The organism is Saccharothrix sp. CB00851 (assembly GCF_001905065.1).
Taxonomy (GTDB): domain Bacteria; phylum Actinomycetota; class Actinomycetes; order Mycobacteriales; family Pseudonocardiaceae; genus Actinosynnema.
On sequence record NZ_LWLC01000064.1, the window covers coordinates 186,501 to 200,058 of the forward strand.

Consider the following 13,558-nt stretch of genomic DNA (forward strand, 5'->3'; position numbering starts at 1 on the left):
GGTGGGGCGGGCGCGCGGGTGGAGCGGACGCCGGGTCACGCGCCGGAAACTTCCGGGTCGGGCGCGCCCGGCGCGGGTGGGTCGATCAATACGATGGCCCGGTGAGCGATTCCCCTCGGTTACCGGCGAGATCGGTCGTCGTGGTGCTGTTCGTCGTCGCCGGGTGCGCGCTGCTCGCGGGCGGGGGTCTGGCCGCCGCGGTCCTGGCCGACGACGGGCCGACGCCGGTGGCGTCGAGGAGCGGTCAGCCCTCTCCCACCGCCCGGCCGGAGACGACGCGCGAGGTCGGGCGGCCGCTGTGCGTGGTCGGTTCCTGGGTCGTGGTGGAGGAGGTGTCGAACATCAAGTTCTACACCGACGAGGCCGCCCTGCCGATGACCAGCGCCGGCACGACCTACGAGTTCCGACCGGACGGCACCGGGACCGCGCGGCTGGACGGCGTGGTGTGGCGTGGCACGTTCCGGGGCAACGAGCTGCGAGTGGTGGGTCGGGGCGGCTACGAGTTCACCTGGTCCGCCACCGACAAGGCGATCACCTACCACGCGCGCACCCGCTCGGACGCCACCTGGACGTTCCACGACCAGCGCGGCGAGCTCAGCACCCAGCCGGTGGCGGCGAACCCGGCGCAGAACGAGGTCGACGACCTCACCTGCCAGGCCACGACGTTGGTCGAGAGCAACTCGGGCGGGTACCGCGCGGCGATGTCGCGCACGGCCTCGTTCGGGGTGTACGGCTGATGCGCGCGTTGTTCGCCGCGGCGGCGTTGTTGCTGCTCACGGCCGCGCCCGCCGGTGCGGCCCAGCCGTCCAGCCCCGAGGAGCTGGCCGCCGCCATCGCCCGGCCGGCGATCGTGCTCATCACCGTGGAGTGGCACGGCTGGGTGCGGGACAAGCGCACCGGCGAGGTGTTCGGCGGTGCGAAGGGCTACGTCGTGAAGGCGACGTGCAGCGGCGCGGTGATCCGGCCGGACGGGCACGTGGCCACCGCGAGCCACTGCGTCCACACCGGACCGCAGGGCGGCGCGGGCGCGTTGTTCGACGCGGCGATCGAGGAGCTGGCGGCGGCGGGCCGGATCGTCGACCGGGCCAAGGCCAAGGCGCAGCTGGCCGAGCACGCGGTCGCCGAAGGGGCGAACCCGGACCGCCCGGTCGACCGCGCGATCCAGGTGGAGCGGATGGAGGCCACCGGCGACGGTCCGATCCGCGACATCGCGCCGGCCACCGTGGTGGACCTCGTCGCGCCGACCGACGGTGACGTGGCGGTGCTGAAGGTGCCGCGCGACGACCTGCCGTCGTTGGAGATCAGGGCCGACCAGACGCCGGTCGGCACGCCCATCCTGGCCATCGGCTACCCCGGTTCGGCGGGCGCGGCGGTCGACCCGAGCCTGGAGCCGAGCAACAAGAACGGCCAGGTGTCGGCGCGCCGGACGCAGAACGACCGGCCGTTCTACGAGTTCAGCGCCGCCGCCACGCACGGGATGAGCGGCGGGCCGCTGGTCGACATGGAGGGCCGGGTCGTCGGCGTGGTCAGCCAGGGTTCGCCGGGGGAGACGCAGTCGTTCAACTTCGCCGCCGCGTCCTCGACGCTGCTGGACGTGCTGGCCGGCAAGGACGTCAAGGCGGAACCCGGCGAGCACGACCGCGACTACCGGGCCGCGCTGGACAGCTACTTCGCCGACGACTTCGACGGCGCGGTGGAGGGGTTCGACGACGTGCTGGCGGCCTCGCCCGGTCACCTGCAGGCGAGCGAGTACCGACGGCTCGCGGTCGACCGGGGCGGGTCGGCCGGTGGCGGCACGACGCCGCTGATCGTGCTCGCGGTGCTGTGCGGTGGTGTCGGCGTGGCCACGGCGACGGCGGGCACGGCGATCGCCTTGACCCGCAGGCGCGCGCTCGTGCCCGCGGGGACCGTGCCGGTGTCCGATGTGGACACCCCGCCGTTCGGCTTCCCGGCACCGGTCGAGCGGGCCGCCGCCACGGCCCAGCAGGACGCCCCCACCGTCAAGGTCGAGCAGGACGCACCCACAGCCAAGGTCGAGGACACACCCACGGTCAAGGTCGAGCGGGAGGACGACACCCCACCTCGCCGAGACCCGACCGCCGACTGACCCGTCCGGCGTGGTCGCGGTTCGGCCGTGCGGCACGATCATGGGCAGTCACCGACCCCGGAGGAGGGCAGCCGATGCGCGTCCGAGGCGCCGCCACCCGACGCAAGCCGGGCGAAGGTCCTGGGCGGCGAGATCGACTTCGGGCACGTGACGTTCACCGGCGGCCGGATCGACTTCGGCGGTGCGACGTTCTCCGGTGGCAAGGTCGACTTCAAGCACGCGGAGGTGTCCGGCGGTGTGGTGAGGGTCGGCGCCGCGGCCACCGACCGGGTCCGGCTACAGGTGTCCAGCCCGGCCTGACCCGGCGCCGCCGCCGTCAGGCGGGTTGCGGTTCTTGGCGGCCCGGGTCACCTCGGCCAGGTCCGCGGCGGTGACCAGGCGGACCTCGGCGGCACGGCGGGCCACCGCGAAGCGCACGTTCTGCAGCCGTCCCTCGTGCGGTGCCAGGAACGGGTCGTCCGCCGCGCCGAACGCGATCGCCGAGATCGCCCGGATCGCGTCGTCCACCCGCTGCGGCCGGTGCAGGTTCCAGGCGTAGCCGTGCCACTCGCGGACCCGGTCGAAGATCTCCCGGTTCGACGGCGGCCGGGGGTAGTCGTCGGCGCCGGCCAGCCACGGCTCGCACAACGCCAGCGCGACGAACCAGTCCCGCCCGCCGCGCACCAGTCCCGGACCGGTCCGCGTGTCGCCGCCCGCCGACCCGAACGGCACGTCCGGCGTCACCGGCGAGTGCTCCACGTCGATGGTGATCAGCAGGTCGGCGAACCCGTCCCCGGCGCCGCGCCTGCCCAGCAGCAGCACCAACTGGTTCTCGCCGGCGTCCAGCAGCGCCGACGCCGACCGGGTCAGGATCACCCGCCGCGCACCGCCGGGCGCGTCGAACAGGCTCGACAGCTGCGCCTCGCCCGCGCCCAGCCACTTCAGCGACACCACGTCCGCGCCCACCGCCAACTCGCCGACGAGCCGTGACACGTGCGGAGCGCAGTCCGGCAGCGCCACCACCACCCGACCCGGCCGCGCCGGACCCACCACGTCGTGCGGCGCACGTCCGAACAGCAGCGACTCACCCGGCCCCAGCACCACCGACGCCAGGCCCGCGCCACGCACCACCACCCTGGGCACGGCGCTACTCCGGGCAGCCGGGCGGGTCGCCCCGGTCCGGCCCCAGCGCACGCCACTCCTCGGCCAGCGACCCCCGGTCGAGCCACCCGCACAGCACCTCGACCGCGCGGTCCGGCACGAGGTTCCAGACCCGGGTCGTGCCGTCCGCGCTCGCCGACGCGATCCGCTCACCGGTCTGGTCGAACGCCACGTCGTTCAGCTCGGCGTCGTGCCGGTCCAGCCGCGCCAGCTGCCGGGCACCGTCGACCTCCCACAGCCGCACCACGGTGTCCTGGCTCGCGGTGGCCAGGGTCCGGCCGTCCGGGCTCCACGCCACCCGGCGCACCGGCGCGTCGTTGCCGGTGAGCGTGCCGATCTCGACGCCGTCCTTGATCCGCCACAGCTTCACCAGCCGGTCACCGCCTCCCGTGGCCAGCACCGCGCCGTCCGGGCTGAACTCGGCGTCGATCGCGACGCTGTCGTGGCCGGGCAGGATCGTCCACTCGGCGCCGGGGTCCACCAGATCCCACAGCCCGATCTTGCCCGCCGCCAGGGTGACCGCGAGGGTGCGGCCGTCCGGGCTGAACGAGATCGCCGTCGGGTAGTTCGGCTCCACCCGGTTGACCTGCGTGTTGCGCGGCTCCTCGTTCGTCGCCCGGCGGACGGTGACCTCCAGGTCGGCGACGTCGAGCAGCAGCACCTCGTCGCGGTCGTGGCCCGAACCGGTGGGCGTGCGGCCGGCCACCGCGATCGTCCTGCCGTCCGGGCTGAACCGCACCGCGGTGAACTCCGTGCCGGGCCGGGAGAACCGGCGCGCCTCGGCGCCCGTGTCCGCCTTCCACACCACGACCAGGCCGTCCTCGCCCACGGTGACCAGCTCGGTCCCGTCCGGGCTGAACGCCACGTCGTAGACGTCGTCGGTGTGGCCCGCCATCTCCCGCACCACCTTCGCGGTCCCGGGGTCCCACAGCCGCACCACCCCGTTGCCGCTCGTCGTGGCCAGCAGCGTCCCGCCGGGCTGGAACGCCGTGCCCAGCACGACCGAGTCGCGCTTGCCCAGCGTCGACCGCAGGTACGACCACACCGCGATCACGCCGGTGGAGTCGGAGCTGAGCAGCGTGCGGCCGTCGGCGGGCATCGCCAGGCCGAACGTGGTCACCGAGCCCGACGCGTACAGCGACAGCAGCTCACCGGTTTCACCGTCCCACGTGTAGACGTTCGCACCCACCGCGCCCGCGACCACGCCCGCGCCGGACGGCGTGAACGCGACCGAGCTCAGTCCCACCTCGGGCGCGCTCAGCACCTTGCGCGTGGTCCACGTGGCGGTGTCCCACAACCGGACCGTCGAGTCCATGCCCGCGCTCGCCAGCAGCCCGCCGCCCGGCGCGAACGCCAGCGAGTTCACCTCGGCGGTGTGCCCGGTCAGGTTCGCGACCACGGCGCCGTCGGACGCCCGGTGCACGGCGACGTCGTTGCCGTTGGTCAGCGCGACCAGCCCGGGATCGGGCAGGAACGCCATCCGGATCGACGGCGCCGCCGCGAACACCGCCCGTTCGGTGAAACCCTTCGTCTCCCACACCACCACTCCGCGGTCGGTGTAGGCGACGAGCGTGCCGCCGTCCGGCGAGAGCACCGTGTCGACCGCCCGGCCCGGCACGGTGAACAGCCGCTTGCGCGCGGGCACGTCCCACAGCTCGACCTTCGTGGTGTCCGGGTCGGCCGCGGCGAGCAGCCTGCCGTCGGAGCTCATCGACACCGTGCGGTACCAGCCGCCCTGGTCGTCCAGCACGGCCAGCTCACGCCGCGAGGGCACGTCCCACAGCCGCAGCGTGCCGTCCCGGCCGCCGGACGCGGCGACCGTGCCGTCGTCGCTCACCGCGAGCGAGTTGATCGCGCCCGCGTGACCCGTCATGCGGCCGCGGTACGCGTCGGTGCCCGCGGCCAGCAGCGCGCTGCGACCCTCGACGGTCGGGCTCGCCCGCCACGCGCCGAACGCGGCCAGCGCCGCCCGCCGCGGGTCCACCGACCGGGCCAACGCCGCTTCCGCCGCCAGTTGGCGCGACAGGTTCTGCTGCTTGCCGACGTCCGCCCGGTCGCGTTCGGCCCGCGCCGACTGCTGCAGCCGCGTCGCCACCACGACCGCCACCGACGCGACCACCAGCAGCAGGCTCAACGCCACCACCAGGCCGCGCAACCGGTTCGTGCGCTTGCGCGCCGCCACCTGGCCCGCGTGCTCGGCGGCCGTCGACCGGGCCAGGAACTCCTGCTCCACCGGCTGCAACCGCACCCGGTCGCGCGCCGAGTCCAGCCACGCGGTCAGCGCCGTCAACCGCACGCCCCGGTACAGGTCGTCGTCGTGCTGCCCGGACTCGGCCCACGCCCGGACCGAGTCGGTGAACCGGCGGTGCTGCACCAGCCCGGCCCGGTCCTCCTCGATCCAGTCGCGCAGGCGCGGCCACGCGGTGAACAGCGCTTCGTGGCTCAGCCGCGCGCCCGAGCCGTCCACGGTCACCAGCCGTGCCGCGATCAGCCGGTCCAGCACGTGCCGCTGCGGCGCGAACTCGGCCGGGTCGACCCGCCGCCGCACCACCGCGCCGTCGTCGAGCACCGCCACCAGCCGCAGCAGGGTCGACCGCAACGCGTGCCGCCCGGCCGGGTCCAGCGCCGAGTAGATCTCCTCGGCGGTGCGCGACACCGCGCCGTCGATGCCGCCCGCCCGGCGGTAGGCGGCCAGCGTCAGCACCGGGCCGTCGCGGTGCAGCCACGTCTCGCGCAGCGCGTGCGCCAACCGGGGCAGCGCGCCGGGGTCGTAGCCGATCTCGCCGCGCACACCCAGGTCGGCGATCATCCGCTCCGCGAGGCCCGGTTCCACATCGACGCCGAAGTCCTTGGCCGGGCTGACGATCGCCTGCCGCAGCCCGGTCGCGTCCAGCGGTCCCAGCAGCACGGGCGCGGCCAGCGCGGGCCGCAGCGGCGCCAGCTCGATGCACCGGTCCACCAAGTCCGCCCGGACGGCCAGCACCACCATCGCGGGCCGTGCGGCGGTCAACGCGGTGGTGAACGCCAACCGGTCCGCCTCCGGCGCGTTGAACACCTCCTCGAACTGGTCGACCACGATCACCGGCCGCGTGGTGCCCGCGCACGCCTCGCCGAACCGCAGCGGCGACTCCCAGACCAACCGCGCCCACTCCGCCGCGCCCATCGGCGTGTGCGCGGCCATCGCGGCGGCCAGGTTGCCGACCGGGTCCACGCCGGGCGTCAGCACGACCTGCGGCCACGTCTCGTCGGCCTCACCGGCCAGCGCGGGCAGCAGACCGGCCTTCAGCACGGACGACTTGCCCGCGCCGGACGCGCCGACCAGCACCACCGGCTCACCGCCGCGCACCTGCTCGGCCAACCGGACCAGCAGCTCCGTGACGACATCCGCGCGACCGTGGAAGAGATCGGCGTCGTCCCGCTCGAACCCGCTCAGGCCCGGGTACGGCGTGGCGGACGCGTGCGGGCGGGAGGTGCGCGGCCGGTTGGCGGAACGCAGGATCGCGCGCACCAGGCGACCCTGGTCGTCACCCGGAGCCGGTGACGTCGGCCGCGCGGCGAGTGCGGTGTCACCGGCGAACGCGGCCTCCCTCGCCGCCGTGATCAGCGCCGCCGCCGACTCGAACCGCCGCGCCGGGTCCTTGGCCAGGCCGCGCAAGACCACGGCGTCCAGCGCGGGCGTGACGGTCGGGCTGAACACCGAGGGCGCGGGCGGTGGCTGCAGGAGGTGGGCGGCGACCTTCGCCGCCGGGTCGGTCGCCGCGTGCGGCAGGCGACCGGTCAGGCACTCGAACAGCACGCACGCCAACGAGTACTGGTCCGCGCGCCCGTCGACCGCGCCGCCGGACAGCCGTTCCGGTGCCAGGTAGTCCCACGAGCCGACCAGGTCGCCGGACCGGGTCAGCGCGGTGGCCTCGGGCGAGGTCTCCCGGGCGATGCCGAAGTCGGCCAGGTAGGCGTGGTCGTCGGCGGTGACCAGGATGTTGGACGGCTTCACGTCCCGGTGGACCAGGCCGCGCTCGTGGGCGGCGTCCAGCGCGGCGGCGACCTGCGCGAGGATCCCGAACGCCCGCACCGGGTCCACTTCGCCGGCGCCCAGCGCGCGGCGCAGGTCCGTGCCCTCGACCAGCATCATGTCGAGGAAGAGGTGGCCGTCGACCTCACCGAAGTCGTTGACCGGGACGACGTTCGGGTGGCGCAGCGCGGCGGCGATGCGCGACTCGCGCTGGAACCGGGCGCGGTACTCGTGGTCGGTGGCGGAGGCGGAGAGGCGCTTCAGCGCGACGACCCGGTCGTTGACCGTGTCGTAGGCGCGGTGCACCACGCCCATGCCGCCTTGTCCGAGCAGTTCCCGGATCTCGTACCGGCCGAACTCCGCTAAGCCGGACCGCGCCCCCATTGCGCCCCCTCACCTCGCCCGCCCGAAACCTTAACGCCGGTGGGCGCGCCGAAGGCCGCGGGTGGGCTGTGGCAGCCCACGCGCGGCCTTCGGTTCCTTCAGCCGATCCCGCCGTGAAGGGGTAGTTCCTGCGGGACCCGCGCCGACGGCGCCGCGGGGAGAGGGGTGGACCCGCGGACTGCCGGATGACTGCCCTGGCGGACCGGTCAGATGCCGCAGGACGGCGCCGACCAGAAGCGGCTGCTCCGGTGGTCGACGTGGGTGTGGTCGTTGTGACCCGGGTAGCCCGGGCCGAGGATGCCGTTGAAGCCGTGGTTGCGGGCCTGCTGCGCCATGCGGCACAACGTGTGCGAACCGGCGCCCAGGTCGACCCCGTCGCCGTACAGGTGCCGAGAGTCGGACGCGCCGCCGACCGCGTTGTTGCACGCGATGCTGCGGAAGCCGCTGGTGACCCGGATCGGCTGGTCACCCAGCGCGTGCCGCATCGCCTGCAGCTTCCACATCGACACCAGCGCGTTGAACCGCGCTGTCGCCGCCGAGACCTTGCCACCCGACCAGTCGGAGTTGCAGTTGTTCAACTCCGCGTAGGAGAAGTTGATGGGCGTGCAGTCGTCGTCCTGGAGCGCGTAGAGCTTCGAGTACGTGGCGGGACCCGCGACCCCGTCCGCCGCCAGGCCGTAAGCCTGCTGGAAGCGCACGAGAGCGGACCGCGTCGCGGGCCCGAAGGAGCCGTCGAGGCCGAGCACGGCGCCGTAGCCGGGGTAGCCGGCCAGTCGGATCTGCAACTGCCGCACGTCCGTGCCGGACGCGCCTTGGGACAGGGTTCGGTTCCACGTGTAGCAGCCGTCGGCTTGCGCCGTGCCGCCACCGGCGACGAGGACGACGGCGACGAGCGCCAGTGACGCCAGGTATGAGACTAGTCGGAGCACAGGGACCTCCAGACCGGGTTGGGGACGTGGCTGGAGCCTGTCGGAGAGGTAAACTTGCGTCAATCTGTCCCGGTTGTCTGAATATTTCACACCACACGAACAGTTTGTGAACGGCTGGGCGTCGAGCGCTGCCTGTACCTCACCACGACGTGCCCAGGTCGGCGCGTGCGCGCCTTCGGGGCCGCGAAGCCGCGTCTCAACGGGGTCTGGCCCTCGGTCCGGTGCGTGCCAACGACCGGCCTTGTCCACGTGACCGCACGACCGGTGCGTGCGACGGCGGTAAGGGCAGTGGTTGGGACTCCTGCTGTTGACGCGGCACGCTGGGCAGTTCGACGGGATCCGAGAACTGCGTGCGGGCGGGGCCGGGCTCGGAGCGCACGGACCCGTTCCGGGTCGCCGCCTCCCGCAGCAGCGCGTTCTCCAGTCGCAACGCCTCGGACCGCACGGCCTGGAACCGCTGGGACTGCTCGGACCGCGTCGGTGCGGATCGGTTGCGCGGCGCCTCGAACCGCACGGACTCCTGCGGCCGACCCGGTGCCGCCGCGACCGGTGCGGGTGCCACGGGTGCGACCGATGCCCCGGTGACCGGTGCGGGTGCCACGGGTGCGACCGATGCCCCCGTGACCGGTGCCGGTGCCACCGATCGCGGGGCGTCCTGAGCCGCGGTCGGCTGTGGCACGTGCTGCGGCGGTCGGCGTCGTGGGCCGCTCGCGGTCACCCGGTTCTGCCGCCACAGCTCCGTCGACAGCTTGATCATCGCGGTCGGCGCGTCCAGCCCGACCATCCCGACCAACCGCCCGTCGCTGATGAACCCGGTGATGGTCCGGTGGTCCTTCTGCGAGCCGGCCAACGTCGTCGTGTCCTTGCCCGTCGCGGGCAGGCCGGACCCCTGGATGCGCATCCCGTACTGCTCGGTCCAGAACCTCGGCACTGGAGTGAACGGCCGCGAGTCCTCCCTGCCCGCCAACAGGTTCTCCGCGGCCGCCCGCCCCATTTCCACCGCGTTGAGCCAGTGCTCCACCCGACGCGGTTGCCCTCCGAACCGGAGGTTCGGCCACCGCGCGACATCACCCGCGGCCACGATGTCGGACCCGCCGACCACGTGGCACGTGGGGTCGCACAGCACGCCGTCCTCCAGCACCAGCCCCGACCCGCGCAGCCAGGCGACCGACGGCGAGGCGCCCACCGCGATCACCACGACCGCGGCGAAGAACACCTGCCCGTCGGAGAGGTGGATCGCCACCCCGCCCGCCTGCCGCACCCAGTGCCGGATCTTCACGCCCATCGCCATCCGGACACCGCGCACCCGGTGCGCCTCGGTGACCGTGTCGGCGATGTTCTTGCCGACCGCGCTGCCCAGCAACGCCGACGACCGGCTCACGATGGCCACGTCACGACCCATCGTCTTCACCGACGCGGCCATCTCGCAGCCGATGAGCCCGCCGCCGACGACCACGACCAGGCCCTGCGTGGAATTGATCGCCCGTTTGATCGCGATCGCGTCGTCCACGGTCCGCAGCACGTGGATGCGCGGGTCCTGGCGCGGCGCGCCCGCGAGGTGGCGCGGTTCGACACCGGTCGCGATGATCAACCCGTCGTAGCGCAGCTCCTCGCCACCGGGCAGGCCCACCACGTGCCGGTCCGGCTCCAGGTGGGTCGCCGCCGTGCCGAGCCGCCACACCGCGTCCAATTCACGGCTGATGGTCAGCCGCAGGTCCGACGCGACCAGCTCGCCGTTGACGGCCTCCTTCGACAGCGCAGGCCGGTGGTAGGGCAGGTGCCGCTCCGCGCCCACGATGACGATCTCGCCGCGGAAACCCAGCTCCCGCAACCGTTCACCCGCGCGCAGACCGGCCAGCCCGCCGCCCGCGATGACCACGCGTTCCTCGTTCTTCACCGGACACGCTCCCGCAGCTCGATCGCGCGCATCGGGCACGCCCGCGCGGCGGCCCGTGCCTGGGCGAACTGCTCGGGCGGCGGCCTGCGCTCGTACCGCAGGCGCTCGTCGTCGACCAGCTGGAACAGCCCCGGCGCCTCGGCCTGGCAGATGCCGTAGCGGTGGCAGCGCTCGTTGTCGACGCTGATGTCCAACGCGCTGCCGCCCGCGCCGTCGGGCTCGGGCTCGAACCCGGGCTCCGGTTCCAGCATGCCCAGCTTCACCAGCCAGTCCGGCGGCAGGAAGCGGGCGATGGCGATGGTCGCCGTGGGCACCAGGATCGTCAGGCCCGCCAACCACAGCACGGCCAGGGTGCCGTTCGCGATGGCGCCGAACCACGAGTGCACCACGGTGACGGTGACCGCGACGTAGGCCAGCTGGTGCAGCCGCAGCCACTTGCGGTAGTAGACCTTCTTGCGCAGACCCGCGGTGATCGCGATGGTCAGCATGATCTCCAGGCCGAGGATCCCCAGGGCGTGCCGGAACAGGCCACCGTCGTAGAACGGGACCAGGAGCTTCAAGTACGAGAAAGCGCCGAGCTGCAACAGGGTGAACGCGAACGCGTGCAGCGACCCGAACGTCAGGGCCATCGTCGCCAGCACCATGTGGCTGTTGCGCAACCCCTGTCTGCCGGAGATCTTGTTGGCCCAGCCCGTGGCGATCAGCACGCCCCAGCACAGGGTGGCGCACATCGTCGCGTAGGCCAGGCGCGCCGAGATCTGCGCCACGTGGCGCACTCCGGCGTCGTGGTCGCCGCCGATCGCCTGGGCGATCAGCAGCGGAACCTGGGTGAGCACTGGTCTTTACCTCCGAGATGGCGGGAGAGAACTCGCAGGCGGTGGGAGGGTGTCGACCCGCCCGGCGGGCCGCGCAGGAGTGGTCACGACCTGCCGGACGGGTGCGAGGGTGTGGAAGTTCCCGTGATGGGAGACGCTGTGGTTTCGGCTCCGTCCACCACCTCCTTTCACTTGACGTCGGCACGGGGCCGCAGCAGGCGCAGGATCGCGATCGTCACCACCGCGCCCACCAGGCACATGAGGAGAACGGCGAGAGGGCTCGGGCCGCCGGAAGGTGTCTGCGCCGAGGCGCGCACCGGGTCGCTGCTGACCGCCGCCGCGGGCGCCACACCGGCGCGCACCGGCTTGGCCAAGCCCATGTCGGTGACCATGTTGGTGCTCTCCAACAAGGTCATGTGCTTGAGCACGATCTGGTTGCACACCTGGGCGAACTGCCGGATCGCCTCGTTGCGGGTGGTGGCCCGGACGGTGGCGATGGCCGGGAAGATCGAGCCGTGCGCGGCGCGCAGCCGGTTGGCGAACGAGTCGTCGAACGCCGCACCGGTGCGCGCCCGCATCTCCGCCATCCACGACTGCTGGTCGGCGTTGGCCTCGTCCGGCAGCGCCACACCCATCTGGGACGCCAGCCGCACCACCCGTTCGTCGAGGAACGTGTGGTCACTGGCCAGCTGCGAGCCGACCTCCTTGACCCGGGTGCTGGCCGCACGGGTCTGCGCCTCCTCGCCCATGGGCATCTCCCACAGGCCCGCCAGTCGCACCTTGACCAGCAGGTCCTTGTCCTGCGCGGTGATCGGGCCCAGCGGCGTCTGCTCCACCGGCCCCGCACCGGGCGGGTCGTCGGCGTGCGCGACACCGGGCAGCGCGGGCAGCACCAGCAGGCTCAGCGCGAGCACAGCGGCCGTGAAACGCTTGGCTGACATGGGTTTCTCGTCCTAGTAGCCGTCGCCGGTGGACGGTTGGCCGGGCGCCGCGCCGTCGTTCGCCTGCGCCTTCTTGCCCTCGGGCGTCACCGCGAACCACGTGCCGCCCTTGCCCTGGCCGGTGAGGTCGCCGGCTTTCTTGTCGCCCGCGTACCGGTACAGCGGCCAACCGGCCAGCGTGACCTGCTTCCTGCCGTCCGCGCGGGCCACCGAGCCCACGAGCGTCGGGTCCACACCGGAGGTCATGGTGTGGTCGCTCACCAGCACCGGCGGCCACGTCTTCAGGCACTCGCCGTCGCAAGTGGACTTCGGCGGCCTCGCGGTGTCCTTGTCGTAGCGGTACAGCGCGAAACCGCCCGCGTCCGCCACGAACCAGCCGACCTGCCTCGACTCGGTGGCCGAGAGCATCTGGTGCGGCTCCTTGCCGAATTCCGGCGGTTGTTGGAGAGTCGTCGAACCGGAACCGGAACCGGCGCCGTTCGCCGGGTCCTGGCTCGCAGCGTTGTCGATCCCGACCGCGCCACAGGCGCTGACCAGCACCAACGCCGCTGCGGCCGAAACCGGTAGCAACGCCCTCCGGGTACGTCGACTGCGCATCATCGGGTCCTTTCTCCTGCCGGCGGGTCCGCCGAAAGGACTAGCGGACGGTCCGTGCCTTTGAAGCGGATACGGGGGAGTACGGACACGATGCGGTGACGGTTCACGAACGAATCAACGACTTTTTTTGCGGTCAAACCCTCGACGCGGCAGCCCCCGGCGCGCTTGGATGCTCGGCGTGGCGCGGCACAGACGCAGCACTTCCCCCCATAGAGATCACACCTGGCCGGACGTGAGCCTGGAAGACGAGCTGATCCGCAGGCTCTACCAGGAGTTCGGCAGTGCGCTGCTCGGGCATGCCATGCGGCTGACGGGCAGCGACCGGCAGTGGGCAGAGGACATCGTCCAGGAGACGCTCGTGCGGGCGTGGCGCAACGCCGAGAAGCTGGAGCGGGACCCCGTCCTGCTGCGCTCCTGGCTGTTCACCGTGGCCCGGCGGCTGGTCATCGACGACCGTCGCAAGCGGAGCGTCCGACCGCAGGAGTCGGAGTTGACGCCGTCCGACGAGGCCCCGCAGCGGGACGAAGCGGACCGCACGCTGGCGGCCATAGTCGTAGCCGAAGCGATGAACGGACTGACGGAGGAACACCGGGAGGCTATTCTCGAGACGTACTTGAGGGATCGGACCGTCGGGGAGGCCGCGGCGGTGCTCGGGGTACCGCCCGGCACGGTGAAGTCCAGGGTGTACTACGCGCTCCGCGCCCTGCGGCGTGCGTTGCAGGATCGGGGCTGACCA

At 72.9% G+C, this 13,558-nt stretch carries 11 protein-coding genes; 4 read left to right on the forward strand and 7 right to left on the reverse strand.

The genetic code is table 11. The features are described 5' to 3' along the window. Positions 1-101 precede the first annotated feature (101 nt). From A6A25_RS44460 to A6A25_RS39345, 3 genes are read left to right on the forward strand one after another with little or no spacing between them, the layout of a single operon-like run. Positions 102-737, forward strand: a complete 636-nt coding sequence (locus A6A25_RS44460; RefSeq protein WP_158073902.1) for a hypothetical protein — start codon at positions 102-104, stop codon at positions 735-737. Continuing rightward, positions 737-2,107, forward strand: a complete 1,371-nt coding sequence (locus A6A25_RS44465; protein ID WP_073899227.1) for a S1 family peptidase — start codon at positions 737-739, stop codon at positions 2,105-2,107. Before A6A25_RS44460 ends, A6A25_RS44465 begins: the two co-directional genes overlap by 1 nt. Before the next feature lie 27 nt (positions 2,108-2,134). Then, positions 2,135-2,407: a pentapeptide repeat-containing protein gene (locus tag A6A25_RS39345; protein ID WP_073899229.1), complete on the forward strand. Its 273-nt coding sequence runs from the start codon at positions 2,135-2,137 to the stop codon at positions 2,405-2,407. Here the strand turns inward: A6A25_RS39345 and A6A25_RS39350 are convergent. The 7 genes from A6A25_RS39350 to A6A25_RS39380 form a co-directional block, all read right to left on the reverse strand. Then, positions 2,384-3,229: a hypothetical protein gene (locus tag A6A25_RS39350; RefSeq protein ID WP_241829164.1), complete on the reverse strand. Its 846-nt coding sequence runs from the start codon at positions 3,227-3,229 to the stop codon at positions 2,384-2,386. The genes A6A25_RS39345 and A6A25_RS39350 overlap by 24 nt on opposite strands. Positions 3,230-3,233: 4 nt before the next feature. Further along, complete coding sequence (locus tag A6A25_RS39355; protein WP_073899231.1) at positions 3,234-7,643, reverse strand: serine/threonine-protein kinase; 4,410 nt, start codon at positions 7,641-7,643, stop codon at positions 3,234-3,236. Positions 7,644-7,849: 206 nt separating this feature from the next. Beyond that, on the reverse strand, positions 7,850-8,572 hold the full coding sequence (locus A6A25_RS39360; RefSeq protein WP_198933028.1) for a D-Ala-D-Ala carboxypeptidase family metallohydrolase: 723 nt from the start codon (positions 8,570-8,572) through the stop codon (positions 7,850-7,852). A gap of 196 nt (positions 8,573-8,768) precedes the next feature. Continuing rightward, complete coding sequence (locus A6A25_RS39365; protein ID WP_073899233.1) at positions 8,769-10,469, reverse strand: FAD-dependent oxidoreductase; 1,701 nt, start codon at positions 10,467-10,469, stop codon at positions 8,769-8,771. After that, complete coding sequence (locus A6A25_RS39370) at positions 10,466-11,305, reverse strand: ferredoxin (protein ID WP_143193708.1); 840 nt, start codon at positions 11,303-11,305, stop codon at positions 10,466-10,468. Before A6A25_RS39370 ends, A6A25_RS39365 begins: the two co-directional genes overlap by 4 nt. Positions 11,306-11,472: 167 nt before the next feature. Next, positions 11,473-12,225 carry a DUF4142 domain-containing protein gene (locus tag A6A25_RS39375; protein WP_073899235.1) on the reverse strand — a complete coding sequence of 251 codons (753 nt, stop codon included), beginning with the start codon at positions 12,223-12,225 and terminating at the stop codon, positions 11,473-11,475. Positions 12,226-12,237: 12 nt separating this feature from the next. After that, positions 12,238-12,822, reverse strand: a complete 585-nt coding sequence (locus A6A25_RS39380; RefSeq protein ID WP_158073903.1) for a hypothetical protein — start codon at positions 12,820-12,822, stop codon at positions 12,238-12,240. Between the two features lie 169 nt (positions 12,823-12,991). Here A6A25_RS39380 and A6A25_RS39385 point away from each other — a divergent pair, with 169 nt between their 5' ends. Further along, positions 12,992-13,555: a sigma-70 family RNA polymerase sigma factor gene (locus A6A25_RS39385; protein ID WP_083669030.1), complete on the forward strand. Its 564-nt coding sequence runs from the start codon at positions 12,992-12,994 to the stop codon at positions 13,553-13,555. Positions 13,556-13,558 lie beyond the last annotated feature (3 nt).